The following is a 26,596-nucleotide window of genomic DNA, read 5'->3' on the forward strand; positions in this document are numbered from 1 at the left end:
CTCAATAAAAAGTTTAATCTCTTCGCTCAAATTACTTTGAGTCTTAATTTTAAGACGTCTAAAAGAATTGCTGGTTTTTACTTAACTTATATTCTGTTCAATTTTCAAAGATCTACACTTTGCCGTCTCATCGACTGCTTTATCATAATAACATTTCACTACTCAATTGTCAACACTTTTTTGTCATCAATTTTTCTTGAATTTTTCTTGTTATTTAGCTTTCGTTCCCGACGACGTTATTTATAATATCATGATTATAATTATCCCTAACTCCAATTTCATATTATTTATTTATTTTATTATTAAATTTCTAGCTAATTCTAATTTATTCTCTTTTTTTCATATAATGATACACCAGGCAAAGTTAACTGCTAATTCTACAGTTTTAACACAATTAATATCATATTTCATCAAAATTATCTATATTTTCACAATTTTATTTTACTTAATATCAATTTTAATCTAAAATATTATTATAAAATAATACAAATTAAATATTGGGAGGCATATATGGTAAAAAGGGCTTTTTTTATTTTAATTATATCAACATTTTTATTTGTAGGTTGCGTAAACAAGAATTCAGATACATCTTCTACAACCAACTCTACATCTCTATCGACATCATATAAGGAAAATATAAATAATAATACTAAAGCAACTCTTTCAGGTAAGACTTCTACTTATACTAAATATATATCTTTAGGTAATTATTTATTCTTTCCTAATGTTGCTAACAATAATAAATTATCGATATTAGATATTTCTAAACCTATAAATAAAATAACTAACAATTTAGTTGTAGATAGTTTTGATTATTCTGTTGACTCATTAGCTACTGATAATAATTTCATCTACTTTTCATCAACATCTAATAGTAAAGGACTTTATAAATTAGATTATCAAAAAAAGAATGTTACAAAAATTAATGATAGCTACCCTAAAGGATTAGTTTATCAAAATGAGAAACTATATTATACCGATTTAAATACCCAAAACATCTACTCATTTGATGTTAAATCTAACTCTAAAACATTATTATCAAATACTAGGGTAGGAGAATTTATCGTAAATAATAATTCTATATACTATAAAAATTTGGATGATTCCTCAAAACTATACTGCCTAAAATTAGATAAAAGTGCAAACTTCAAATTAACAGATGCTCCTGTAGATAGCTTTATAACTTATAGTAATAAAATATTATTTATAAATACATCAGATAATAATTCTTTATATTCTTTAGACTTATCAAATAATGAAGTAAAAAAAGTTATAGATATTAATGCTACTAAATTAAAGCAATTCGATGATAAAATTTATTTTATAAATAATAATGATCCAAATTCTATCTATGAACTTAAAGCTATAGATCAGAATAGTAATTTTGATTATAATAAAGTATTTTCAGATTTCACAAATGAATATTTTCCTACAGATAAGGGAATTTTCATAGAGACTTCGTCAAATACTAATGAAATAGAAATTCTTAATATAAACTAAAAAAATAAAAGGCCATCTGGCCTTTTATTTTTTTATGATATTCTATTTACTATTTCCTTAAATTTATTTCCTCTTTCAGCAAAGTTAGGGAACATATCAAAAGATGCACAAGCTGGTGATAAAGTAACTATATCCCCCTCTACTGCTAATTCTTTAGCTTTAAATACAGCATCCTCCAAAGTATCTACCAGACTTATAGAAACTTCAATACCTTTTTCTTCTTTCAATTTTAAAAATGCATCTTTAATTAAATCCTTTGTAGCTCCTAGCAATATTAATTCCTTTATATACGGATATCCTTCCTCTGCTAAAGGCTCAAAAGGAATATGCTTATCATAGCCTCCTGCTATTAAAATTACTTTTCTTTCAAAAGCGAATAATCCAGCTAATGTTCTTGTTGGACTTGAAGCTATAGAGTCATTATAATATTTAACACCATTAATTTCCCTAACTAATTCACATCTATGCTCAACACCACCAAAGTTCTCAGCAACTTTCTTCATAACCTCTATAGATACATCATCTTTTGTTGCTAAAAATGCAGCTAAATAATTCTCTATATTATGAATTCCTTTAATAGCTATATTTTCTTTATCACAGACCATCTTACCTTCTAGATATAACACGTTATCCTTTAAGTATGCACCATTTTCAATTTGTCTTTTAGAACTAAACTCTTTAACTATTCCTTTTGCCTCTGAAACGAATCCATGAGTTATTTCATTTTCTCTATTTAATATTAAAACTCCATCTTTATCTTGATTTAAAAATATGTTTTTCTTAGCATCTATATATTCTTGCATATCAAGATGCATATCTAAATGATTTGGTGCAAGATTTGTTACTATCGCAATATCAACCGGAGCATCCATAGTCATAAGCTGAAAGCTAGATAATTCTAAAACAACTTTATCTTCTTCTCCTATTTCTTCTATATCGGAGAACAATGGGGTTCCTATATTTCCACCAACCCACGTTTTATATCCTGCTTCTTCTAGAAGCTTTGATATAATCGTTGTTGTTGTTGTTTTTCCATCACTTCCTGTAATTCCGTAAACTTTCCCCTTACAATATCTAACAAACTCCTCCATTTCTGAAGTTATATATGCACCTTCATTTTTTACTTTTACTAAAGCATCACAATCTATTCTCATTGAAGGAGTTTTAAATACAACATCAAATCCCGTTAACCTATCTAAGTAACCATCTCCTAGTTCTAAGATAACTGATAATTCATCAAACTCTTTTGCAATGTCACCTAACTCTTCTCTATTCTTCTTATCAAATGCAGTTACAACCGCTCCAAGCTTAACTAAAAACCTTATAAGCGGTATATTGCTAACTCCTATTCCTACAACAGCAACTTTTTTCCCTTTTATAAAACTTTTAAATTCATTAAATTGCTTTTTCATAATCTTCCTCCAAAACCATCTATAAAATATTATATGAAACTCTTTTTAGTAAGTTCAAATTAGTAATATAAACTTATTAAACAAATCATTTATAACCAACTAAATATGTATTATCATTTCTCACATTTGTTCGGATTAGTAACTTCTCCTTGCCAAACGTAAAATTTGGAACCTCTCTTAAAGTCTGTCCCAATTCCTTCTAATTATAACACTTAAATTAATTAAATACAAAAGAGAGGAGAATTTCAACATCTCCTCTCTTTTTAGAATTAGAATTCTAAGCTTTTTTCAATGTAAGCTTCTAAATCTGAAATTTTTACTCTCTCTTGTTCCATAGTATCTCTATTTCTAATAGTAACTGATTCATCTTCTAAAGTATCAAAATCTATTGTTATACAGAATGGAGTTCCTATTTCGTCTTGTCTTCTATATCTCTTACCGATACTTCCAGCCTCATCATATTCTATATTGAATTTTTTGCTTAAATCAGAATATACATCTAAGGCTTTTTCGGAAAGTTTCTTTGAAAGTGGTAAAATCGCAGCCTTATATGGAGCTAAAGCTGGATGTAAATGCATAACTGTTCTAACATCTCCACCTTCTAACTCTTCTTCATCATATGCATCTACTAAGAATGCTAAAGCAACTCTATCAGCTCCTAAAGATGGTTCTATAACATAAGGAACATATTTTTCGTTAGTTGTTGGATCTAAGTAGCTCATATCTTGACCTGAATGTTCTTGATGCTTTTTTAGATCATAATCTGTTCTATCAGCTATTCCCCATAATTCACCCCATCCAAATGGGAATAAGTATTCTATATCTGATGTTGCATTTGAATAGAATGATAGTTCTTCTTCACCATGATCTCTCATTCTTAAGTTATCTTGTTCTACTCCTAGATTTAATAAGAAGTTCCAGCAATAATCCTTCCAGTACTTAAACCACTCTAAGTCTGTTCCTGGCTTACAGAAAAATTCTAACTCCATTTGTTCAAATTCTCTTGTTCTAAATGTAAAGTTTCCTGGAGTTATTTCATTTCTAAATGATTTACCAATTTGAGCAATACCAAATGGAACTTTCTTTCTTGAAGTTCTTTGCACTGATTTAAAGTTTACAAATATACCTTGAGCTGTCTCCGGTCTTAAGTATATTGTACTAGCAGAATCCTCTGTTATTCCTTGGAATGTTTTAAACATTAAATTAAACTTTCTTATATCAGTATAATTTAATTTTCCGCACTTAGGACATACTATATTATTCTTTTCTATGTATTCCTTTAATTGCTCATTAGACCATCCATCTGCGCTAGCAACTTCTGCTCCATTTTCAGTCATATGATCTTCTACAATTTTGTCTGCTCTAAATCTTGCTTTACATTCTTTACAATCCATTAAAGGATCTGAAAATCCACCAACGTGTCCTGATGCAACCCATACTTCTGGATTCATTAATATAGCACAATCTACTCCTACATTATACGGACTTTCTTGAACGAACTTCTTCCACCATGCTTTTTTAACGTTATTTTTAAATTCAACTCCTAATGGACCGTAATCCCAAGAGTTCGCTAATCCTCCGTATATCTCTGATCCTGGGAATACAAAACCTCTACTCTTACAAAGAGCAACTATTTTTTCCATAGTTTTTTCTACTGCCATTTTAATACCTCCAATTTTTTTATAAATAAAAAAAGCCTCAGACCTAAAGGGACGAAATTTCAATTCCGCGGTTCCACCCTTCTTGGCTTTAGCCCAACTTTCAATGTTAATACTCAAAAGCGCCCTTCAACTTAAATTAATAACGATTCACACCAACCATCGTCTCTCTAAAAGAAATATTAAGTTTACTCCTCTTTATCATTGTACCTATTAAATTATATATTAATTTTACCAAAAGCCTTTTATATGTCAAGTATAAAAGACTTTTTATTAAATATTTAAATTATATTAATAACTTATATCATTTTGATTGTACTTAACTTCAAATACTATAATTCAAATTCTAGAATTCAAATATTATATATCATTATATAATAAAAGAGTTTTATAACAATAGATAAATTATCTACTCTTATAAAACTCTTATAAAAATGGCTCCGTGGAGAGGATTCGAACCTCCAACCTATCGGTTAACAGCCGAGTGCTCCACCATTGAGCTACCACGGAATATTCTTATAAATTAATTTTAAAATTAAAATGGCTCCGTGGAGAGGATTCGAACCTCCAACCTATCGGTTAACAGCCGAGTGCTCCACCATTGAGCTACCACGGAATATTCCTATAAATTAATTTTAAAATTAAAATGGCTCCGCGAAGAGGATTCGAACCTCCAACCTATCGGTTAACAGCCGAGTGCTCCACCATTGAGCTATCGCGGAATATTTACTACATTAGTTATTATATCAAGTTTTATTAATATTGCAAGTGTTTTTTGTAATTTTTTTAATTTTAATTTCTAAAAATAAAAAATATATTCAAAAGCAATAAACCATTTGCATAAAATTAAATAAAATGGGAGCAAAAAACTTTACTCCCTAAAATATTATTTTTGTGGTTTCATTGTTGGGAACATTATAACATCTCTTATAGATGCTGAATCTGTTAAGAACATTATAACTCTATCTATACCTATACCTAATCCACCTGTTGGAGGCATACCTGTTTCTAAAGCGCTCATAAACTCTTCATCTATCATGTATGCTTCATCGTCACCTAGTTCTCTTTCTTTTTCTTGTTGATTAAATCTCTCTCTTTGAACTATTGGGTCATTTAATTCGGAATATGCATTACATATTTCTCTTCCAAATACAAATCCTTCAAATCTTTCAGTAAATTTATCATTTCCTCTTTTCTTTTTAGTTAAAGGAGATATTTCTACTGGATAATCACAAATAAAGGTTGGTTGTATCATATGTTGTTCTGCATATTCTTCAAATAGAACATTTAACACTTCACCTTTTGTAACATGCTTAATATTCTTTTTAAATTCTAAATTCTTTTCTTTAGCTATAGTTTGAGCTTCTTCATCTGATTTTATTTCATTAAAATCTATACCTGTATGTTCTTTTACAGCATCAACCATAGTTATTCTTCTCCATGGTGGTGCAAAGTCAATTTCTGTACCTTGATAATTAACCTTAGTTGTTCCATTTACTTTTTCACATACTGATGCTATCATATTTTCTGCAATTTCCATCATATCATTATAGTCAGAAAATGCTTCATATAATTCTATCATTGTAAACTCAGGATTATGTCTTACAGACATACCTTCATTTCTGAAAGTTCTTCCCATATCATAAACTTTTTCTAATCCAGCAACTATACATCTCTTTAAATATAATTCTGGAGCTATTCTTAAGTACATATCTATATCTAAAGTATTATGATGAGTTATAAATGGTCTTGCTGATGCTCCTCCTGCTATAGGTGCAAGCATTGGAGTTTCAACTTCTATAAATCCTCTGTTATCTAAGAACTCTCTCACGCCTTTAAGTATAGCTGCTCTCTTCATAAAGTTAGTCTTAACTTCTGGATTTGAGATCATATCTACTTCTCTTTGTCTATATCTTAAATCTGGATCTTTTAATCCATGCCATTTTTCTGGTAATGGTTTTAATGATTTACATATTAATTCGAAGCTCTTAACTTTAACTGATACTTCTCCAGTTTTAGTTTTAAACACTTCTCCAGTTGCAACAACCCAATCACCTAAATCATATGTTTTATATGATTTTAAGGCTTCTTCTCCTACTTCATCTATTTTTATAAATAATTGAATTTTTCCATCTCTATCTTGTATGTCTGAGAATACAACTTTTCCTTGACCCCTCTTAGACATAATTCTTCCAGCAACTGTAACTATAGTTCCTTCTAAATTTTCAAAATCATCCTTAACATCCTCTGACATATGTGTTCTTTCAACTTTATAAACGTCAAATGGATCCTTTCCTTGATTTTGTAACTCTATTAGTTTTTCTCTTCTTAATGCTTCTTGCTCACTAAACTGAGATTCTAACTCTTGTATATTCATTTCCTCAGTTGACATTAAATATCCCTCCGTTACTCTCTTCTTATTCCTAATACTTCAAACTTGTTTGTTCCACCTGGAACTAACACTTCAACAATCTCTCCAACCTTTTTACCTAATAAAGCAGCTCCTACTGGTGATTCATTTGATATTTTGAATTCCATAGGATCTGCTTCTGCTGAACCTACTATTGAATATTCAACTTCTTCATCAAATTCATAATCCTTAACTTTAACTATTGTTCCTACTGCAACCTTATCTGTTGGAATTTCTGATCCATCAACAACAACAGCATTCTTTAGCATATTTTCTAATTGAATAATTCTACCTTCAGTAAATGCTTGTTCGTTTTTAGCTTCATCATATTCTGAGTTTTCGCTTAAATCTCCGTATCCTAATGCTACTTTTATTTTTTCAGTTATTTCTTTTCTTTTAACAGTTTTTAAAAATTCTAATTCATCTTCTAACTTTTTTACACCTTCGTATGTCATTACGAACTTTTTAGTTTCACTCATGATTTTCTCCCCTTCAAATTTCTACTTTTATTTAAATACCTAACACTAGGTCTGATATTCTTAAAATCATTTAAAACATTATAAATCAGCAAGTATTATATGTCAACTAAGTTATAAGCTAAAGGTATCCCTTTATCTTTATTTAACAGATATATAGTATTCTCGCTTTTAATATATTTATTCTTTTAAAAATTTATTATTCAGGTATATAATTTAAACTTTATCGAAACTTCTTATTAATTCATACTTATAGTTATTTAACAATTCAATTACAGAATTGCTATCTTCTAAAGTATTCATAACTCCCCTTATGTCATTACTTTTAGGTAATCCCTTCATATACCAAGATGCATGTTTTCTCATTTCCCTCACAGCTTTTCTCTCGCCATCGTACTTAATTGCTAATTCATAATGTCTTAAACACATATTTATTCTGTCTAAATAACTTATTTCTAAAGGTGAATTTCCTTTTAAGGCATATTCAATTTGCTTAAATATCCACGGATTCCCCATACTCCCTCTTGCAACCATAATTCCATCGCAATTAGTTTTATTCTTTAACTCTAGTGCATCTTCTGCTGTAAATACATCTCCATTTCCTAACACTGGTATTGAAACAGCATCCTTAACTTTCCCTATTATATCCCAATCTGCTTTTCCTTCATACATCTGTTCTTTGGTTCTTCCATGAACAGTAATCGCATCTACTCCAGCATCTTCAAGACCCTTAGCAAATTCAACAGCATTGATATTTCCTTCATCCCAACCTTTTCTGAATTTAACTGTTACTGGTTTAGTAGATACCTTTTTAATTTCTCTTACTATATTGGCTGCTAACTCCGGATGCTTTAGTAAAGCTGATCCTTCCCCATTCTTAGTAATTTTATTTACAGGACACCCCATATTTATATCTATTAAACAAATATCTTCTCTTTCATTAAAATATCTTTGTACTACTTCAGCCATTATCTTAGGATCATTCCCAAAAATTTGAGCTGCAACAGGAGTTTCTTCATCAGCTATTCTAAGCAATGACTTTGTATTTTCATTTCCATAGTAAAGGGCTTTAGCGCTTACCATCTCTGTATAAACTAACCCACATCCCATCTCCTTACATAGTCCTCTAAAAGATATATCTGTTACCCCTGCCATAGGTGCTAGAAAAACATTATTTTCAAATTCTAGGTTTCCAATTTTCATATTATACTACTCCTTATTTTTTTCGTATATTATTCTTAACCCCTCTAATGTTAAACTAGAATCAACCTTATCTATAACGTCTGTTTCCTTAGCTATTAATTTTGCTAATCCCCCTGTCGCTATAACTAAAGGTTCATCTGAACCAAGATCTTTCATTTCTTTTTTTATTTTATTTACTATATATTCTACCTGCCCTATATATCCATAAATTATACCCGCTTGCATGCTAGATATAGTATTTTTACATATTATATTTTTTGGTACTTCTAATTCTACTCTCGGTAACTTTGCAGCTCTATCAAATAAAGCATCAGATGCTATTCTTATTCCTGGTGTAATACATCCCCCAAGATAGTTTGCTTCTTTAGTTAATGAACAAAATGTTGTTGCTGTTCCAAAATCTATTATTATAAGATCTCTCTTATACTTGTCATGAGCAGCTACAGCATTTACAATTCTATCAGCTCCCACTTCCTTTGGATTATCATATTTAATATTTATTCCAGTTTTAACCCCTGGACCTACAATTAAAGGATTAATTCCAAAACTCTTTTTTATCATATTCTCTAATGAATGCATTATATTAGGAACAACAGATGAAATTATTATTCCTTTTACTTCTCTAGGATTTAGATTACTTTGAATAAAAAGCTGCATAACTTGAATAGAATATTCATCTGATGTTTTTTTTGCATCAGTAGAAATTCTCCAGCTAGCAATATTTTCAGAATTATTATATACTCCCAAGACTATATTTGTATTACCTACGTCTACTACTAAAATCATACAAGCACCACCTTAATACAATTAAAAGCAGCTTTGAAAGCTGCCTTTATTTAAATAAATATAATCACAATAATTTAACAATTTAATTTTAACAATTACAAATCATTTGTCAAGTGTTGTAAAATCTATATATTAAAATAATCCTACTATTTCTCCATTATCTAGTATATCCATTTTATTTGCGGCTGGAACCTTTGGAAGTCCTGGCATTGTCATTATATCACCATTTAGTGCAACAATAAACCCAGCTCCATTAGAAACTCTTATCTCTCTTACAGTTATTTCAAAATTTTCAGGTCTACCTTTTAATGATGGATTATCAGATAAGGAATATTGAGTCTTTGCCATACATATAGGTAATTTATCTAATCCAAATCTCTCTAACTCCTCAATTTGTTTTTTGGCATTTGGAGTAAAGACCGCCTTATTTGCTCCATAAATTTCTCTAGCAATTATATTTATCTTTTCTTCAATAGTATTTTCTACATCATAAATTGGTTTAAAGTTAGACTTTTCTTTTTCTAATACCTCACAAACAACTTCTCCTAGCTCAATTCCACCTTCTCCACCTTTTGCCCACACATCTGATAAAGCAACCTTAACACCTAATTTATTGCAATAATCTATAATAAATTCCACTTCTTCATTGCTATCACTTACAAATTTGTTAATAGCTACAACTACTGGTACATTATATTTTTTAATATTTTCAATTTGCTTTTCTAAATTAGTTATTCCCTTAGCTAAAGCTTCAACATCTGGAGTGTTTAACATCTCCTTGCTCACCCCACCATGATTCTTTAGTGCTCTAACAGTTGCGACTATAACAACACAATCTGGAGTTAATTCACCATATCTACATTTTATATCCATGAATTTTTCAGCACCCAAATCAGCACCGAACCCTGCTTCAGTAACAACTATATCACCTAATTTAAGTGCCATTTTTGTTGCTATTATAGAGTTGCATCCATGAGCTATATTTGCAAACGGTCCTCCATGTATTATTGTTGGAGTATTTTCTAATGTTTGAACTAGATTAGGCTTTATAGCATCTTTCATAAGTAAAGCCATTGCTCCTTGCACATTTAGCTGCTTTGCATAAACTGGATTTCCATCTAAATCATAAGCTATTAATATATTACCCATTCTCTCTTTAAGGTCTGATAAACTATTAGCTAAACATAGAATAGCCATAATTTCTGATGCAACAGTTATCATGAATCCATCTTCTCTTAGAAAACCATTAAGCTTTCCGCCTAGTCCAACAACTATATTTCTAAGTGCTCTATCATTCATATCCATTACTCTTTTAAATACTATTCTTCTTGAATCAATTCTTAAATCATTACCTTGATGTATATGATTATCTATAGCTGCCGCTAATAAGTTATTAGCACTAGTAATAGCATGCATATCCCCTGTAAAATGTAAATTTATATCTTCCATGGGTACTACTTGAGCATAGCCACCACCTGCTGCTCCCCCTTTTATTCCAAACACTGGTCCAAGTGAAGGCTCTCTTAATGCTATAACTGCATTCTTCCCCATTTTACAAAGTGCTTGCCCTAGGCCAACTGTAACTGTTGACTTTCCTTCACCTGCTGGTGTTGGGTTTATTGCAGTAACCAAAACTAGCTTGCCATTTTCTTTATTCTTATTTTTTTCTAATATATCTAAAGATAACTTACATTTATATTTCCCATATTGCTCTATATCATCTTCAGTTAAATTTAACTTTTCTGCTATTTTTGTTATATACTCCATTTTGGCTTCTTGAGCTATTTGAATATCACTCTTCATCTCAATACACTCCTGTCTTTTATAAAATTATTTAATATTCTTATTCTATACATAAATTATATCATCTATTTCATAACTTTTAAATATTCATTCGAACATTATTAAATTATTTTTAATTATAATTCGCTATATTGTGTTAAATTCTTATTCTTGCTTTAATTTCAAAATATATAATTCGTATTTTTTAATACATATAATAAAATTTATGAATAATCCTTATATTACACAACCTTTTTACATCTTAATAATTAATTTTAAATTTTATAATAAATTCTCTATAATAAGAAAGAGTAGCCATATGGCCACTCTTTCTTATTATTAGCTAGCTTCAAAAATTCTTACAAATTCTTCACCATCTATTTTTTCTTTTTCTAATAAAGTTGCTGCTACCGCATGTAATTTATTAATATTTTGACTTAATAAACTTTCTGCTCTTTCATATGCTTCATCAATAAATCTCTTAACTTCTTTATCGATTTCTGCTCCAACTTCTTCACTGAAGTTTCTGCTATGTCCTAGGTTTCTTCCTAGGAACACTTCATTATTATCTCCGCCATATGAGATAGTTCCAAGCTTATCGCTCATTCCATATTCCATTACCATAGCTCTTGCTATAGCACTCGCTCTATCAATATCATTCTTAGCTCCAGTACTAATATCTGATAATATTAATTTTTCAGCAACTCTACCTCCAAGTAATCCAACCATATCATCTTTTAACTTTTCTTTTGATGTATATGATCTATCTTCTTCTGGTAAATGCATTGTATAGCCACCAGCCATACCTCTTGGTATTATACTAATTTCATGAACTGGATCTGAATGAACTAAAAGTTTCATTACAACTGCATGACCTGCTTCGTGATATGCAGTTAACCTTCTATCATGTTCATTAATAGCTCTACTTTTCTTTTCTGGTCCAGCTATTACTCTAGTTATAGCTTCTTCAAAATCTTGCATACCTATTAATTTTTCATTTTTTCTAACAGCTAATAACGCTGCCTCATTTGCTAAGTTTTCTAAATCTGCCCCACTAAATCCTGGAGTTCTCTTAGCTAATACTTTTAATTCTACATCTTCTGATAAAGGCTTTTTCTTAGTATGAACCTTTAGTATCTCTTCTCTTCCCTTTACATCAGGAGCCCCAACAACAATTTGTCTGTCAAATCTACCTGGTCTAAGTAACGCTGGATCTAATATGTCAGGTCTATTTGTTGCTGCAATCATTATTATTCCTTCATTAGCACCAAAACCATCCATCTCAACTAACAATTGATTTAATGTTTGCTCTCTTTCATCATGTCCGCCACCAAGACCTGCACCTCTTTGTCTACCTACTGCATCTATTTCATCTATAAACACAAGTGATGGAGCACTCTTTTTAGCTTGCTCAAATAAATCTCTGACTCTTGATGCACCAACACCAACGAACATTTCAACGAAATCTGATCCTGATATACTATAGAAAGGTACTCCAGCCTCACCAGCTATTGCTTTTGCTAATAAGGTTTTACCTGTTCCAGGAGGTCCTACTAATAAAACTCCCTTAGGTATTCTAGCTCCCATCTCAGTATATCTAGATGGTTGTTTTAAGAAATCAACTATCTCTTCTAATTCTTGCTTTTCTTCATCAGCACCCGCTACATCATCAAATGTAACTCTTTTTGCATCTGGAGGCATTACTTTTGCTCTGCTTTTTCCAAAGTTCATAACACCTCTTCCGCCACCACCACCTTGTGACTGTTGTGACATCATAAAGAAGAATACAAAGAATAGAACCATTATCATTATTGTAGGTATTATACTAATCCATACACTACTATTTGAAGGCTGTTTAAAATCTACTCTTATATCATCTTTAGGAGTTTGAGCCATTAACATCTGCACCATTTCACTAGGAGCATATGTATTAAATTGCTTATCGTCTCTTGTTTTTCCTGAAATTAACATCTTATCTGGATGAACCATAATACTTTCTATCTCATCATTAACCCATTTTTGTTGAAAATCACTGTATGATATCTCATCTGCCATCTTACCGCTATTCCATAAGAATGTTGCAGATAAGAAAAGTATCAAAATAACAAATATCCATACTGTTGCACTTGAATATTTTTTCATTCAAGGCCCCCCTTTCCTCTAGTTTTATTATATTGCATTTTAAATTTAATTTTTATATACTTCTTCTTTTAATATGCCTACATATGGTAGATTTCTATATCTTTCTGAAAAATCTAATCCATACCCAACTAAAAATTCATCTGGAACTTCATATCCACAATATTTAACTTCTATATCCACCATTCTTCTAGATGGCTTAGTTAAAAAGGTTATTATTTCGATACTATTAGCTTTTCTAGTTTTCAAGTATTTTAATAAATAATCTAATGTAACTCCACTATCTATAATATCTTCTACTATAATTATGTCTTTACCTTCAATGCTATGATCCAAATCTTTTAAAATTCTAACTACTCCTGATGTTTCAGTAGAAGCTCCATAACTAGATACTGCCATAAAATCAATTTCACATGGTATTGTTATATTTTTTATAAGATCAGATGCAAACATAACTGAACCCTTTAAAATTCCTACAATAAGTAAATTTTTATCTTTGTAATCTTCACTTATCTTAGTTGCTAATTCCTTAACCTTAACTGATATTTGTTCTTCAGTAAGTAATATCTCCTTTATGTCCCTTATCATTCTCCTATTCCTTTCTAATAAAAGTAATTTTTATTATATTTTTAGTTTCTTTAGTTATCTTAAATTTATCTGAAACTTTATACCCTACTATCCACGCTATTTCATTATCAAAACATAAAATTGGGATTTCATCTCTTTCCTCAAATGGAACCTTTAAATCAATAAATACATCTTTTAACTTTTTACTTCCCTTCATTCCAAGTGGAATTATCTTATCCCCATTTTTTCTTTCTCTAACAATTAGCTTTTCTTTTATCTTATCATAATCAAAATATTTTATTAATACGTTATTAGAAAATTCTATATTATTTTTATCTTTTATAACCTTAAAATCAATATTATATTTATTAAATTCACTGGTATATTTATTTAATTGATCCTTACCTATTAACACCTCTTTTTCTTCATATTCTTTTTTATCATATGATTTATTTTTTAAGTATATATCTCCATATACATTTTCGGCAACTATTCCATTAGGTAAATCATTTTTTTTGTTTGTAGAATTTTTTGCAAGCTCAATCACTTCATAAATATGCTTCATTTCAAAATTATTGTACTTTCCAGTAAATTCCACGAACGCCTTTTTTATAATTCTTGTTATTATAGCTTTATCTAACAAAAATGCTTCTTTCGATATAACTATATGATTATTTTTATTATTACAATACTTTTTATAACTATTATTGCATTGTTTTTCAATAAAGTCATTATCTATTTGTAATAAATTTGTCATTCTGTTCAAAGTTTCTATTATATCTTTGTTAAAATTATCCTTCATATAAGGTAGTATATCTAATCTAACTTTATTTCTACTATATATATTTTCTAAATTAGTTTTATCTATTCTAGGATTTAAATTGTTATCTTCACAATAATTTTCTATCTCATCTCTCGAAAGACATAATATAGGTCTTATTATTCCACCTTTTCTTTTACTCCTGATACCACATAATCCTTCTATTCCCGCTCCTCTCATCATATTCATGATAACAGTCTCAGCTTGATCATTGGAATTATGTGCTACTGCTATCTTACTATAATTATGTGTATTTTTTATAAAATCAAAAAAATTATATCTTTCTTCTCTTCCTGCCATTTCATGAGAAATACTTTTTTCTTTAGCTATTTCATCTATATTAATTCTTTTTGAATAAAAATCTATATTAAATTCTTCACATATTTTTTTTGCATATTCTTCATCATTGAAAGCATCCTGCCCCCTTAACATATGATTAACATGAGCTGCTCCTATATCTATATTTAGAGAGTTTCTTAACTTATAAAGTATATGAAGTAAACAAACAGAGTCAGGCCCTCCAGATAAAGCAACCAAAACTCTATCTCCATCTTGTATAAGATCATTTTTAATTATAAAATCCTTTACTTTGTTTATCACATTTATGCTCCTCAGTATATTTATTTTATTATATAATTCCTAATAATCACTTCCCTAATACAGTCTAAATAATATTTTTCTTATAATACTTAAATAATATTAATAATGTTATGAACTTATTTAATTAAACATAAAACTTTTAAGCTATATATCATATTCCATATGAATAATTAAAACATATATAATATAATAACCTTAACATATATATATGTAAACAATTATGATTGCTAATTTTTTCAACATCAAAAATTGAAGAAGATGAGATACCGAATTTATATCCCATCCTCTTTTATTTAATCCTCCTATTAATAAACAGAGTACATTTTGGAAACCAAAACTGTCATATCATCCCATACCTTTCCACCACTTAACACTATCGCCTTTTCAAGAATATCTCTAGATAACGCTGCTGGATTTGTATCTGCATATTGTAAATATTCCTGTAACCAAGAATAGCTTCCAACATTATTTTTATCTATATCTAAAACACCATCACTAATTGAAACTATTATATCACCGTGTTTTAGTTTTACTTTCTCTGAACTTATATCTACACTATCTAATATTCCAAAAGGTAAACTGCTAGATTTAACAACTTTAACATCTTGTCCTCTTTTTATAAAACTAACAACTCCACCTATCTTTATAAACTCTGTTTCACCAGTATATAAATCAACTACGCTTAAATCCATAGTAGTAAATTTTTCATCTTCATTAAACTTCATAGCCATAATAGAATTAACTGTATTTATAGCTGTTTTTTCACTAAATCCATTTTCTATAAACCTTTCAATTAAATCAACAGCTAGTCCACTTTCTGTTCCAGCCTCAGGACCAGAACCCATTCCATCACTTACTATAGTTAAATATGTGCCATCATTATTTTTAGAAAAACTATAACTGTCTCCTATTGAAGTTTCGCCATCTTTAGCTCTTGTTGCAGCATAAGAAGTCATATGATATTTAGGAGTCTCTTCTATTATAATTGAGCAATCATTTGTATCAGGATCTATCCTGCAACCTTCACTTGATATTGATACTGGAACTCTCACTAGCCCATTAATTACAGGTAATATGTTCTTAGCACAATAACATCCACCTTCACAGTTATTTAAAGTTAATTTTATTTTCATTCTACCTTTTCTATCTAAATAGCAAAATACATCCTTATATTCTATTTTATTTTTACTTAAGGCCTTCTTTAATACCTTGTCTATTTCTGAGCATATAGATATATCTTTTTCAAAATCTCTTATCATATCTCCCATAGTTTGAGATATATTATTTATATGATTTGCAATTAAGTTTCTTCCTTCTGTTAACCTTGTTTTTAAAGCTTCATTAACAGTATAATTATTTACAATTTCTTGAGCATTTTTCATTAAACTTCTTTTCTTTACGCATTTCTTTTCTAAATCTTGCGGAAAATATATATCATTATTTTCACAACTACTTATAAGTTCAGAAAAACCTTCAAAAGTAGAATGTAAATTACGATCCCAACACCTCTGTCTAAGCTCACAATTGTAACATACTCTATCTGCTAAGCTCTCTACCATAGCAGTTCCTTTATTATTTAATGATAAAATATCATTTTCTCCCAAATTCAATATTGATGATGATAAACTTGACAATATCGATTTCATTGAGTTAAGCCTATCAACAAACTCATTTTTTACACCATTTAGATGTATATCATTAATAATTTCTGCCTTTTTTTCTTGATTAAATTCCTTATTTATATATTCTATAACCTTTTTAGGAATACTAATTAAAATTACTATAGCTACTACTACTTCTATTCCTCCATAAATAGAAAATTTATCCGAATACATTGATACTATGAAGTAAACAACGGAATATGCTATTGAAGAAAATATCCTTCCCGTATCTTTAAATATTCCAATTATAAGTCCACATAAACTATATAAACCTATAGATATTATTATATCATTATTAGTTATTCCAATGACAAACCCCATCGAAACTCCTATAGCAGATCCTAATCCTGTCCCCCCTATATATGCAAAAATAGCTATTATAGTTAACGCTAATATATTTCTTAAATGAACTCCCAAAATATTTAAGTTACCTATTCCTGCAACCAATAAGCATAATAAAATCCCTATACTTATCAATTCTTCTGTTGAGAAGAAATAATTACTTTCTAATTCATCAACACAATTCAATGCATAATTAAGTATGTACCTAACAGGTATTATACTCAATACCTTTAAAGCTGAAAAAGTTAAATTAACGCCTATAGGCTGATTATTTATTATTAAATTATATATAAAAAATGTTGAAAATATTAAACCAAAAGTTACTGTGTCTCTTTGCTTTAACTCTATTTTATTACATATTTCAATATATAGCATTACTACAACAGCTACTATACAATAAGCAATTGCTCCTTCCAGAGTTTTATATATAGAAAGATATCCAGCAATAATACCTAATAGAGATAATAATATATCTCTTCCCTTCTCTTTTCTTATTCCAATAAGATATGCAATCCCAAAAGGCGCTATCCCCATATCTATAGTTACAGATAATAAAACTCTACTTAACAAAAATCCTATCAAAAAAGCTGCAATTGCACTAATAGCCGTCCCATTTAATCTTAATTCTTTTTTATTTTTTCTATTTTCTAATCTCTTATATGTTGATATATCAACACCATATTGCATATACTCCCCTCCAACTTCCATAAAATGTAATTTAAATTATAGCATTACTTTTAGGAAATATATGTCATATGATGTATCCTATTATCCACTTTCGTTGGACAATAAAATATAAATTTCCTTATATGTATTTAGATACTTTTTTAATATTATATTTATATAAATTTGCTTGAACTCTATGTATACTGATAGTTTATATAGTATTTTAATTATATAAATATCTATTATAAATTTCTTTTAATAGTTTAACTTTTAATACAATTTTGTCACTATAACAAACTTTATGAAGAACAAAATTTTTAAATATAGTAATTTTTTATTTTTGTTTATCATATAATTTATGTTATTAATTTTTATATTTAAACTTATATCTAGTCTTTAAATTAATAAAATTTTATATAACAAAAAAGTACTTAAGAAATCTTAAGTACTTTTGGTGCTGAAGACCGGAATCGAACCGGTACGGTATCGCTACCGCAGGATTTTAAGTCCTGTGCGTCTGCCTGTTCCGCCACTTCAGCGTATATGGTAGCGGAAATAGGACTTGAACCTACGACACCTCGGGTATGAACCGAGTGCTCTAGCCAGCTGAGCTATTCCGCCATTTATGGTTGCGGGGGCAGGACTTGAACCTACGACCTTCGGGTTATGAGCCCGACGAGCTGCCAACTGCTCCACCCCGCGATATTATAAGTTGAATTTAGCTTGGTGCTGAAGACCGGAATCGAACCGGTACGGTATCGCTACCGCAGGATTTTAAGTCCTGTGCGTCTGCCTGTTCCGCCACTTCAGCATGTTTTTACTGTCGCCCCTCAGCGACAAAATTAATTATATATTATGTTTTCTATAGTGTCAACATATTTTTTAATTTTTTTCTAATAACATTATGTTACTCAAATAATAAAGGACTGATATCCATTATGCAATCAGCCCTTTATAGATTTATATATTAAATTTATATGATGTCTTTATTTATACTGTTAGAAGTTTCTTCTTCCACTTTTAGATTTAAAATCTTGATTCTTTTTTACATCTTGCATTCTTTCTTCGCTGTCCTTTAAGAATCTTGACATTATATCTTCAAAGTTACCTGAATTCCCACCGGATTTCTTATTTTCTGAAGACCAATCTATTTCTATAGGTTTTACTGATTTTTTTTGAACATTTGCTTGCTTAATTGATAAACTTATCTTACCATTATCGTCAATTGATATTACTTTTACCTTAACCTTGTCTTGTTCATTAAGATGTTGTCTAATATCCTTAACGAATGAATCTGCTACTTCTGAAATATGAACTAATCCTGTTTTACCTTCTATCTCTACGAAAGCTCCAAAACTAGTAATATTAACCACTGTACCTTCTAATATGTTTCCTGCCATTAAGGTCATGTTACAAAGATTCCTCCTTAAAAATTAAATAATATATGTTATTATAATAATAACCTTTTTTTGTAGTTTTAAAACATATTCTTTAGTTTTGCGTTTTAGGATTTACAACTTTTTCGCCCTCTTTTATCATTCCTAGCCTATCTCTTGCAAGTTTTTCAATATATTCATTAGAATCAACTTTTTTTAAATCTGCCTCTAACTTACTATTCTTACTTTTAAGCTCTTCTAGCTCTTTTTGGCTAATAATAATATTCTCTTGGATTCTTTTCATTGTAATTTCCTGTTTAATGTAATTAAATACGAAAATTGCAAAAATAAAAACTATAATTAATCTTTTAAGAGTTAATTGCTTTTTAATTGCTCTCACCCTCTTTAAAATATATTATATAATATATTTTAAACACTATACATATTTTATTCAAGCTATTTTTTTATGTTACTACTTTGAATCTACTTTTTTCCACAAATATTATAATATACAACTTTTATAGGATAAATTAAATTTTTCAAAATTATCCTTATAAATTTACTAACTTTATCTATTATATATCTCTCTAACTTTAAAATTGTAGGGCTTATTAATTTTAAATAAATAATCAAGGTTACTATCATGAATATATATACATATGGTCCTAAGAAGGCATAATTAGTGTATAGTAAAAAAGCAAATACTATAAAAGCAGTTAATATCCAAAATAAAATATCTTCTATTATGATTATTATCTTGGGTATTTTTACTCCTCTTATTATGTTATACAGGTCAAACATAATTCCTATCAGTATTCCCGAAAGAATGGAATACATAACTATGTCAAATTGAACATCTATTGATAACGGCATACTTACCTCTATTTAAACAACTTAGAAATTATATTTTCTTTTTCTTTTTTAACTTCTTTACTACTATATACTATGGAAGATATATTTCCTATAATTATTACGTCACCATTCTGTACATCTAATTTATTCATCTTTAATTCTGATCCCTTGATAGTTAAAAACCCTAATTTTGTATTTAATAATATTTTTTCATCATCGAAACTTATGACTTCTTCTACCCCTGTAAGTGTTAATCTTTTTCTATTCTCTAAAGTTATATTACCCCTTGGCTCTTCTAACTTATTTTCATTTCTCTTTTCCATCTTATCTCCTCCACATATTCTTTATAAAAATATATGAAGGAGTTATTGTTTTTATTCTTTATCTTCCTCTCCTTCTAATATCTCATACATTTCTTTTGCATTTTCTTTTTTTACATGCTCAACTATATTAATTATTCTTGCCTTTAATGATCTATTTGCAAATTGAATTTCTATTATATCGCCTTCTTTTACAACTGTTGATGCTTTTGCAACTTTATCATTAATAGAAACTCTTCCCCCTTCACAAACCTCTTTAGCAACTGTTCTTCTCTTTATTATTCTAGAAACCTTAAGATATTTATCTAACCTCATAATAACTCTCCTTATTATTTTATATTATCAAAAGAACCCGAGGGAATACTCGGGTTCTAAATATACTACTTATTAACTTTTTCCTTAAATTCTTTACCAGCTTTAAATACTGGAACTGTTGAAGCTGGAATGTTTATAGTTTCTTTAGTTCTAGGATTTCTTCCTTCTCTTGCAGCTCTTTCTCTTGTTTCGAAAGTTCCGAATCCAACTAATTGAACTTTTTCACCTTTTTCTAACGCTTCTTCAACGCTTTCTATGAATGATTTTAAAGCTAATTCAGCATCTTTCTTAGTTAATTTACTTTTTTCTGACATGCTAGTGATTAATTCTGCTTTATTCACAATTACATCCTCCTTAAATAACCCGTTATATATTTTAGTAGTTAACTATTTCTGTTAATATGTACTATAACTACATTCTCTTATTATATATCGTCTTTTGGTGCTAGTCTATAACATTATCAATTTTTTGTTATAAAAGCTATTTATTACAATAAGTTATTTATAGTATAGTATAAACCACTATATATTATTCTTCAAAAAATTTATAAATCCTTCTTTTTCTCATTAAATTCTTTGTTTTTTGCTTGTTCCCATAACAAATCCATCTCCTTTAATGTCATTTCATTTAAATTTTTGTTGGATTTTAAAGCCTCTTCTTCTATAAAAGAAAATCTTCTTATAAATTTTTGTATAGTTGAATTTACCGCTTCTTCTTCATCAATATTTAATTTTCTGGCTACATTAACACATGCAAATATTAAGTCTCCTACTTCATCTTTTATTTTTTCCTTATTATTGGATTTATATACATCTAATACCTCTTTTAATTCCTCTTGCACCTTTAAAGCTGCATCTTCAATATCATCCCAGTCAAATCCTACTTTAGCTGCCTTTTTTTGAACCTTATGCGCTCTAATCAAAGAAGGTAGTGCCTTAGCTATTGCATTCATTTCTTCTGTAACTGTATTAAAACTCTTTTCTTTCCTCTTAAGTTCTTCCCAATTTTCAAGAACTTCTCCACTATTATTAACTTTTCCATCACTAAATACATGAGGATGTCTATAAATCATTTTATTACATATAGATTCAAGTATATCATAAATATTAAAATACCCATCATCTTTACCTAATGAAGCATGGAAAACTACATGTAATAGAACATCTCCTAATTCTTCTACCATTCCATCTATATCATCATTATTTATACTATCTATAACTTCGTAAGCTTCTTCTAAAAGTTGATTTTTAATACTCTCATGAGTTTGTTCCATATCCCATGGACAACCATTTTCTCCTCTTAAAGTATCTATTATCTCAACTAAATCATTAAAATCTTTTTTATTATCCATATCTTTAGGTATATATATAGATGTCAAGTAATCTATATCTTCTTGCATATCAAGCTCATATATTGGTATTTTCCTTACAGATTCTTCTGAAACTATCCCTGCAGCTCTAACATAATATATCTCAGTTTCATCATTATAATATTCAAGCAATCTAAGCTTAACTTCTGATGCTATTAACGGATTGTACACCTGAGTTATTATAGTTCCTATTCTTTTGTCTAAAATTTGATTTTTCATATCAAATGCATCTATAACCTTTAGTCCTTCTATCGGATCAATCTTTAATACATCCATCATAGCATCTATAAAACTTACAGCTGGAAGTATTTCATATCTTATTCCTTTTTCATCGCATAAATTCATAAGATTAAAAACTGATTTTTCTGCAACTAAAGGATGTCCTGGAACTGCATATATTATCTCTTCATCCTCTTTATACTTACTTACTATATCTTCTGCGATGCTATTATAAACCTGATCAAAACTTTCAGAAGTTTCATAATAGTGATCATATGTTTTGAATTCTTTTATCTTTCCTCTTAAATAATCAACAGTAGGATGTTTCTCTGTTCTAAAATAAATATTTTTCCCCTCTTCTAATGCCTTAACTGCTCCTATAGTTAAAGCTTCAGGTGCTCCTGGCCCCAAACCTATTATCTTTATCATTAGGTTCTCTCCTTACTCATTAATTTTTTACAATTCTATTTTTTATTTCGTCTATGCTAAATACCTTTAGTATTAGTATTAATGCCATATATATAATAATACCCAAAAATATAGCTATTAAGCAAGCAGAACCATTACTACCTGTTTTATTAAATAAATATAAATATGCTGATAATACTCCAAATATCATAATTAAAGCTGCAATAATCGGTTTTATAGTTGTTTGATATATATTTAATTTTAATTTTAATCTCTTCTTTAGTGAAATTAAGTTTAGTATTGTTGATACTAAGTAAGCTGATATACTAGCTATTACTGCTCCATAAATATTTATATTTGGCATAGGCACTAGCACAAATGTTAAAATAATCTTTACGATACATCCTATAAACAAGTTTATTATAGGTCTAATATAATGACCTATTCCTTGCATAATTGATGTAGTTGTCTGAGTAATTATTATGAATGGAACTGATAAAGATAAGTATTTAAGTATTAATACGCCATCCCATTTCCCGGGAAATATTAGTTTCATTATTGGCCCTGCAAGAAAAAACAACCCTAATGTACATGGCATAGCTATTAACATAGATAGCTTTATTGATAATTGAACTTTTGACTCCAAATCATTTCTTCTATTCATTATATAATTTTCTGCTATTATAGGAATCAATGAGGTTCCTACTGCCATAGATAATGTTAATGGAATATTAGTTATTACATTTGCCTTTCCTGTTAATTGCGCATATAAAATAGTTGCACTTTCTGATGTTAAGCCAGCTTGCAAAAGCTTTTGTGGAACTAATATAGAATCAATTAAACTCATTATAGTCCCTACTGTTGTTCCCACTGAAATAGGTAAAGCAATTTTCAAAATAGAAGTTAGTACTTCTGGGTTACTTTTAATTTTTTTACTCCACATTTGCTTTTTTACTTTTTTATACTTTTCGTGAAGATAAGTTGCTCCTATTACTCCTCCAGCAGCTGCCCCAAAAGCAGCTCCCCCTGCTGCATATTCTATTCCCTTAGGTAAAAATAATATAGCAAGTCCAACTCCTATTATCACCCTTCCTATCTGCTCAAGTATTTGTGATACACCTGATGGAGTCATATTTTGCAGCCCTTGAAAAAACCCCCTATATATAGTCATTATAGATATTACAAATGGTGCAAAGGATATTCCAAGTAAAGCATAATATGATTTCATATCCCACTGAACAAATTTAATAATAGGTTTAGCAAAAAAGAATAATATAAGGGTTGTACCAACACCTAAGAACATCATTAAGATTGTTGATTCTTTTACAACCTCGAATATTCCCTGTATATCTCCCTTTGCCTTTTTCTCTGATATCATTTTCGAAATAGCTACTGGTACTCCTGATGCCATAGCAACGAAAAACATATATAAAGGATATGACATTTGATAATATCCAACACCTTCGTCACCTATAAGCATTATTAGTGGCCATCTAAAGAATAATCCTAAAAATTTCGCTACTATTCCTGCTATTCCAAGTACTAGACTTGCTTTAAGTAGTGATTGTTTCTTCATAAAATACCTCCAAACTCAAAATAGTTCTAGTAAATTTGTATTGTAAGTTTAGAGGTATTATTACTTTATTTTATTGATAACTTTATATTTAATAAAATATTTATTTTATTGTTCCATTTGCTTACCTAAGAAAGCTGAAGCAGTTTCAGATAACTTTAATTCAAGTTCTCCTAGCTTTTCTCCTGATTCTTTTGATAATATAATAACTGCTCCAATTGCATCACCTTCAGCTATTATTGGAGATATTACTTGGCTAGCGTATTTTCCTATTTCTTCATCATTATGTAATGGAATAGTCTTATTTTGTTCTGTTATAAGAACAGCTCTTCTATCTTCCATTATTTTTTCTAATTCTACACTAACTTTTCTTTCCATGTAGTCTCTTTTTGGAGCTCCACTTACTGATATAAATGCGTCTTTATCTGCAATTAAAACAATATGTCCAATTGCTTGTTGCAAGCTTTCAGCATATTCTTTTGAGAAATCTGTCAACTCTCCAATTGGTGAATATTTTTTTAAAATAACCCCGCCTTCTCTATCAGTGAAAATCTCTAATGGATCCCCTTCTCTAATTCTTAATGTTCTTCTTATCTCTTTTGGTATAACAACTCTACCTAAGTCATCAATACGTCTAACAATTCCTGTTGCCTTCATTATTATGAGCTACCTCCTTTTATTAATAATAATTAGTTGCAATATTATTATTTGACTTCTTAGAAATTTTATACACATATAACCAAAATTTATAAAACGATATCATATTGCTAGTTTTCTTAAATAATATATAAAATATATAAAGTTATAATTAATTTATAATACAAGAAAAGACTCAATCTCAGAAATTTATTTAATATAAAACTTATTTAATTTCAAATAATCTTCATTGCCTTTAAAAATTTAATCTCTTATTTTTATAAAGGGGCTCGCGTTTCGCGACCTCCTTTTAAACCATTGATTTTACTTGCTTAAAAGCATTTTCAAACTTAAATATAAGTTTTATTTATTACTTATATATACGCAAAGAGGGAAGCTCTAATTAGAACTTCCCTCTTTATCAGCTAATATCAAAATTTATTTTAATACAATCCTTTTTAATAATCTCTTCTATTAAAGTTTATCTTCATATGTCTTTACATTATAATCTTTTTTCCATTGTTCAATAGAATTTGAATAAATTTCATTTTTCTTTTCATTTTCTAATGTAGTCTTTATAGAATCCTTTGATTCATCAAATGTTCCTTGCTTAACATCAGTTACTTTAATTATATGGTAACCAAATTGGCTCTTTACAGGTTCTGATATTTCGCCATCTTTTAATTTTTTAAATGCATCTGTAAACTCTTGCACATATTGAGTTGTATTATATGGAGTAACCCCTAAGTTCCCTCCATTTTCTTTAGTTCCTGTATCTTCTGAGAATTCTTTTGCTAGTGCAGCAAAATCTTCACCATTTGCAGCTCTTTCCCTTATTTCCTTAGCTTTCGCTTCATCTTTTATTAAAATATGAGAAACATTAGCTTCACCAAAACTATCTTTATTTTCTTCATAATATGTTTTTATTTCATCGTCTGATATGTTAACATCCTTAAATAAATCTTCAGTTACTTTTTGAGTAGCTAATTGATTTTTCATGTTTTCTGTAAGCTTAGATGTATATTCATCTAAAGTCATTCCAGCTTGCTCAAGAGCTGCATTAAATTGTTCATCACTGCCATAACTAGTCTTTAAATTTTCTATATACTTTTGAACCTCAGCATCAATTTCTTCTTGAGTTGGAGTTAATCCCAATTCTTCTGCTTTTTTAAGCATCATTTTTTCTTCAACTAATAAATTTATTGCTTGAGTTCTTAAAGCTTTCACTTGCTCTGCCATATCTGGATTAGTATCATAATCAGATCCATATTGTTGTAAATACGGATCAGCGATTTCATCTACTTCTCCCTTAGTTATTTTTACATCTCCAACCTTTGCTAACACAGTATTTTTTATTGCTTCTGGTGTCTTTTGTATCATTTCACATCCAACTGCTGAAAAAGCAAATATACTTAAAGCTCCTGCAGCTATAATTTTCTTAATTTTAATCACTTATGTTCCCTCACTTTTCTTTTAATTTGTTTCAATACCATTATACATAACTAG

Annotated in this window: 22 protein-coding genes, 7 tRNA genes and 1 other annotated feature; of the genes, 1 reads left to right on the forward strand and 28 read right to left on the reverse strand. The window is 29.1% G+C overall.

Annotation, left to right across the window (positions count from 1 at the left end; translation table 11 throughout):
• The first annotated feature begins 510 nt into the window (after nucleotides 1–510).
• Nucleotides 511–1,500, forward strand: a complete 990-nt coding sequence (locus I2E83_RS09390; RefSeq protein WP_195265899.1) for a DUF5050 domain-containing protein — start codon at nucleotides 511–513, stop codon at nucleotides 1,498–1,500.
• A gap of 32 nt (nucleotides 1,501–1,532) precedes the next feature.
• Here the strand turns inward: I2E83_RS09390 and murD are convergent, their stop codons facing one another.
• From murD to I2E83_RS09530, 28 genes are all read right to left on the reverse strand, one after another.
• Nucleotides 1,533–2,912, reverse strand: a complete 1,380-nt coding sequence (murD, locus tag I2E83_RS09395) for a UDP-N-acetylmuramoyl-L-alanine--D-glutamate ligase (RefSeq protein WP_195265901.1) — start codon at nucleotides 2,910–2,912, stop codon at nucleotides 1,533–1,535.
• A 269-nt stretch (nucleotides 2,913–3,181) separates the two neighbouring features.
• On the reverse strand, nucleotides 3,182–4,573 hold the full coding sequence (locus I2E83_RS09400) for a glycine--tRNA ligase (RefSeq protein ID WP_195265903.1): 1,392 nt from the start codon (nucleotides 4,571–4,573) through the stop codon (nucleotides 3,182–3,184).
• 44 nt (nucleotides 4,574–4,617) lie between these two features.
• Nucleotides 4,618–4,784 (reverse strand) — a binding site (T-box leader).
• Between the two features lie 221 nt (nucleotides 4,785–5,005).
• Nucleotides 5,006–5,080: transfer RNA gene (locus tag I2E83_RS09405), tRNA-Asn, on the reverse strand.
• Between the two features lie 31 nt (nucleotides 5,081–5,111).
• Nucleotides 5,112–5,186: transfer RNA gene (locus tag I2E83_RS09410), tRNA-Asn, on the reverse strand.
• Nucleotides 5,187–5,217: 31 nt separating this feature from the next.
• Nucleotides 5,218–5,292 (reverse strand) — tRNA-Asn (locus tag I2E83_RS09415).
• A gap of 164 nt (nucleotides 5,293–5,456) precedes the next feature.
• On the reverse strand, nucleotides 5,457–6,962 hold the full coding sequence (gene lysS, locus I2E83_RS09420; protein WP_195265905.1) for a lysine--tRNA ligase: 1,506 nt from the start codon (nucleotides 6,960–6,962) through the stop codon (nucleotides 5,457–5,459).
• A gap of 14 nt (nucleotides 6,963–6,976) precedes the next feature.
• Nucleotides 6,977–7,459, reverse strand: a complete 483-nt coding sequence (greA, locus tag I2E83_RS09425) for a transcription elongation factor GreA (protein ID WP_195265907.1) — start codon at nucleotides 7,457–7,459, stop codon at nucleotides 6,977–6,979.
• 213 nt (nucleotides 7,460–7,672) lie between these two features.
• A complete protein-coding gene (gene dusB, locus I2E83_RS09430; RefSeq protein ID WP_195265909.1) occupies nucleotides 7,673–8,659 on the reverse strand; it encodes a tRNA dihydrouridine synthase DusB in 987 nt (328 codons plus the stop codon).
• A gap of 6 nt (nucleotides 8,660–8,665) precedes the next feature.
• On the reverse strand, nucleotides 8,666–9,445 hold the full coding sequence (locus I2E83_RS09435; RefSeq protein ID WP_195265910.1) for a type III pantothenate kinase: 780 nt from the start codon (nucleotides 9,443–9,445) through the stop codon (nucleotides 8,666–8,668).
• Between the two features lie 132 nt (nucleotides 9,446–9,577).
• Nucleotides 9,578–11,248: a formate--tetrahydrofolate ligase gene (locus I2E83_RS09440; RefSeq protein ID WP_195429586.1), complete on the reverse strand. Its 1,671-nt coding sequence runs from the start codon at nucleotides 11,246–11,248 to the stop codon at nucleotides 9,578–9,580.
• 318 nt (nucleotides 11,249–11,566) lie between these two features.
• Nucleotides 11,567–13,369 carry an ATP-dependent zinc metalloprotease FtsH gene (gene ftsH / locus I2E83_RS09445; protein WP_195265913.1) on the reverse strand — a complete coding sequence of 601 codons (1,803 nt, stop codon included), beginning with the start codon at nucleotides 13,367–13,369 and terminating at the stop codon, nucleotides 11,567–11,569.
• Nucleotides 13,370–13,414: 45 nt separating this feature from the next.
• Entirely contained in the window at nucleotides 13,415–13,954 is a 540-nt protein-coding gene (hpt, locus tag I2E83_RS09450; RefSeq protein WP_195265915.1) for a hypoxanthine phosphoribosyltransferase, read from the reverse strand.
• Nucleotides 13,955–13,958: 4 nt separating this feature from the next.
• Nucleotides 13,959–15,353, reverse strand: a complete 1,395-nt coding sequence (gene tilS, locus I2E83_RS09455; protein WP_195429588.1) for a tRNA lysidine(34) synthetase TilS — start codon at nucleotides 15,351–15,353, stop codon at nucleotides 13,959–13,961.
• A gap of 305 nt (nucleotides 15,354–15,658) precedes the next feature.
• A complete protein-coding gene (spoIIE, locus tag I2E83_RS09460; RefSeq protein WP_195429590.1) occupies nucleotides 15,659–18,043 on the reverse strand; it encodes a stage II sporulation protein E in 2,385 nt (794 codons plus the stop codon).
• 431 nt (nucleotides 18,044–18,474) lie between these two features.
• Nucleotides 18,475–18,561: transfer RNA gene (locus tag I2E83_RS09465), tRNA-Leu, on the reverse strand.
• A gap of 5 nt (nucleotides 18,562–18,566) precedes the next feature.
• Nucleotides 18,567–18,643: transfer RNA gene (locus I2E83_RS09470), tRNA-Met, on the reverse strand.
• Between the two features lie 5 nt (nucleotides 18,644–18,648).
• Nucleotides 18,649–18,724, reverse strand: a tRNA-Met gene (locus I2E83_RS09475).
• A gap of 22 nt (nucleotides 18,725–18,746) precedes the next feature.
• Nucleotides 18,747–18,833 (reverse strand) — tRNA-Leu (locus I2E83_RS09480).
• Between the two features lie 187 nt (nucleotides 18,834–19,020).
• Nucleotides 19,021–19,431, reverse strand: coding sequence for a S1 domain-containing RNA-binding protein (locus tag I2E83_RS09485; protein WP_195265929.1), 411 nt, complete (start codon nucleotides 19,429–19,431; stop codon nucleotides 19,021–19,023).
• Nucleotides 19,432–19,513: 82 nt separating this feature from the next.
• On the reverse strand, nucleotides 19,514–19,798 hold the full coding sequence (locus tag I2E83_RS09490) for a septum formation initiator family protein (protein WP_308463897.1): 285 nt from the start codon (nucleotides 19,796–19,798) through the stop codon (nucleotides 19,514–19,516).
• 83 nt (nucleotides 19,799–19,881) lie between these two features.
• Complete coding sequence (yabQ, locus tag I2E83_RS09495; RefSeq protein ID WP_195265931.1) at nucleotides 19,882–20,271, reverse strand: spore cortex biosynthesis protein YabQ; 390 nt, start codon at nucleotides 20,269–20,271, stop codon at nucleotides 19,882–19,884.
• A gap of 8 nt (nucleotides 20,272–20,279) precedes the next feature.
• Nucleotides 20,280–20,573, reverse strand: coding sequence for a sporulation protein YabP (gene yabP / locus I2E83_RS09500; protein WP_008681654.1), 294 nt, complete (start codon nucleotides 20,571–20,573; stop codon nucleotides 20,280–20,282).
• Between the two features lie 51 nt (nucleotides 20,574–20,624).
• Entirely contained in the window at nucleotides 20,625–20,885 is a 261-nt protein-coding gene (locus I2E83_RS09505) for an RNA-binding S4 domain-containing protein (protein ID WP_142691423.1), read from the reverse strand.
• 65 nt (nucleotides 20,886–20,950) lie between these two features.
• A complete protein-coding gene (locus I2E83_RS09510) occupies nucleotides 20,951–21,226 on the reverse strand; it encodes an HU family DNA-binding protein (RefSeq protein WP_008681650.1) in 276 nt (91 codons plus the stop codon).
• 203 nt (nucleotides 21,227–21,429) lie between these two features.
• Nucleotides 21,430–22,902: a nucleoside triphosphate pyrophosphohydrolase gene (gene mazG, locus I2E83_RS09515; RefSeq protein ID WP_195429592.1), complete on the reverse strand. Its 1,473-nt coding sequence runs from the start codon at nucleotides 22,900–22,902 to the stop codon at nucleotides 21,430–21,432.
• Nucleotides 22,903–22,921: 19 nt separating this feature from the next.
• Nucleotides 22,922–24,457 (reverse strand): polysaccharide biosynthesis protein, encoded by a 1,536-nt coding sequence (locus tag I2E83_RS09520; protein WP_195429593.1) that lies wholly within the window; start codon nucleotides 24,455–24,457, stop codon nucleotides 22,922–22,924.
• A gap of 105 nt (nucleotides 24,458–24,562) precedes the next feature.
• Entirely contained in the window at nucleotides 24,563–25,111 is a 549-nt protein-coding gene (spoVT, locus tag I2E83_RS09525) for a stage V sporulation protein T (RefSeq protein ID WP_195265938.1), read from the reverse strand.
• Between the two features lie 453 nt (nucleotides 25,112–25,564).
• Nucleotides 25,565–26,542: a peptidylprolyl isomerase gene (locus I2E83_RS09530; protein ID WP_195429594.1), complete on the reverse strand. Its 978-nt coding sequence runs from the start codon at nucleotides 26,540–26,542 to the stop codon at nucleotides 25,565–25,567.
• Between the last annotated feature and the right edge of the window lie 54 nt (nucleotides 26,543–26,596).

Origin of the sequence: Clostridium sp. D46t1_190503_E9 (assembly GCF_015555225.1) — a bacterium.
Classification (GTDB): Bacteria; Bacillota; Clostridia; order Clostridiales; family Clostridiaceae; genus Clostridium.

Bases quoted from the DNA above. Each gene is read 5' to 3' on its own strand.
- I2E83_RS09390 (WP_195265899.1), top strand. From the start codon at position 511: ATGGTAAAAAGGGCTTTTTTTATTTTAATTATATCAACATTTTTATTT.
- murD (WP_195265901.1), bottom strand. From the start codon at position 2,912: ATGAAAAAGCAATTTAATGAATTTAAAAGTTTTATAAAAGGGAAAAAA.
- I2E83_RS09400 (WP_195265903.1), bottom strand. From the start codon at position 4,573: ATGGCAGTAGAAAAAACTATGGAAAAAATAGTTGCTCTTTGTAAGAGT.
- lysS (WP_195265905.1), bottom strand. From the start codon at position 6,962: ATGTCAACTGAGGAAATGAATATACAAGAGTTAGAATCTCAGTTTAGT.
- greA (WP_195265907.1), bottom strand. From the start codon at position 7,459: ATGAGTGAAACTAAAAAGTTCGTAATGACATACGAAGGTGTAAAAAAG.
- dusB (WP_195265909.1), bottom strand. From the start codon at position 8,659: ATGAAAATTGGAAACCTAGAATTTGAAAATAATGTTTTTCTAGCACCT.
- I2E83_RS09435 (WP_195265910.1), bottom strand. From the start codon at position 9,445: ATGATTTTAGTAGTAGACGTAGGTAATACAAATATAGTCTTGGGAGTA.
- I2E83_RS09440 (WP_195429586.1), bottom strand. From the start codon at position 11,248: ATGAAGAGTGATATTCAAATAGCTCAAGAAGCCAAAATGGAGTATATA.
- ftsH (WP_195265913.1), bottom strand. From the start codon at position 13,369: ATGAAAAAATATTCAAGTGCAACAGTATGGATATTTGTTATTTTGATA.
- hpt (WP_195265915.1), bottom strand. From the start codon at position 13,954: ATGATAAGGGACATAAAGGAGATATTACTTACTGAAGAACAAATATCA.
- spoIIE (WP_195429590.1), bottom strand. From the start codon at position 18,043: ATGCAATATGGTGTTGATATATCAACATATAAGAGATTAGAAAATAGA.
- I2E83_RS09485 (WP_195265929.1), bottom strand. From the start codon at position 19,431: ATGACCTTAATGGCAGGAAACATATTAGAAGGTACAGTGGTTAATATT.
- yabQ (WP_195265931.1), bottom strand. From the start codon at position 20,271: ATGCCGTTATCAATAGATGTTCAATTTGACATAGTTATGTATTCCATT.
- yabP (WP_008681654.1), bottom strand. From the start codon at position 20,573: ATGGAAAAGAGAAATGAAAATAAGTTAGAAGAGCCAAGGGGTAATATA.
- I2E83_RS09505 (WP_142691423.1), bottom strand. From the start codon at position 20,885: ATGAGGTTAGATAAATATCTTAAGGTTTCTAGAATAATAAAGAGAAGA.
- mazG (WP_195429592.1), bottom strand. From the start codon at position 22,902: ATGATAAAGATAATAGGTTTGGGGCCAGGAGCACCTGAAGCTTTAACT.
- I2E83_RS09520 (WP_195429593.1), bottom strand. From the start codon at position 24,457: ATGAAGAAACAATCACTACTTAAAGCAAGTCTAGTACTTGGAATAGCA.
- spoVT (WP_195265938.1), bottom strand. From the start codon at position 25,111: ATGAAGGCAACAGGAATTGTTAGACGTATTGATGACTTAGGTAGAGTT.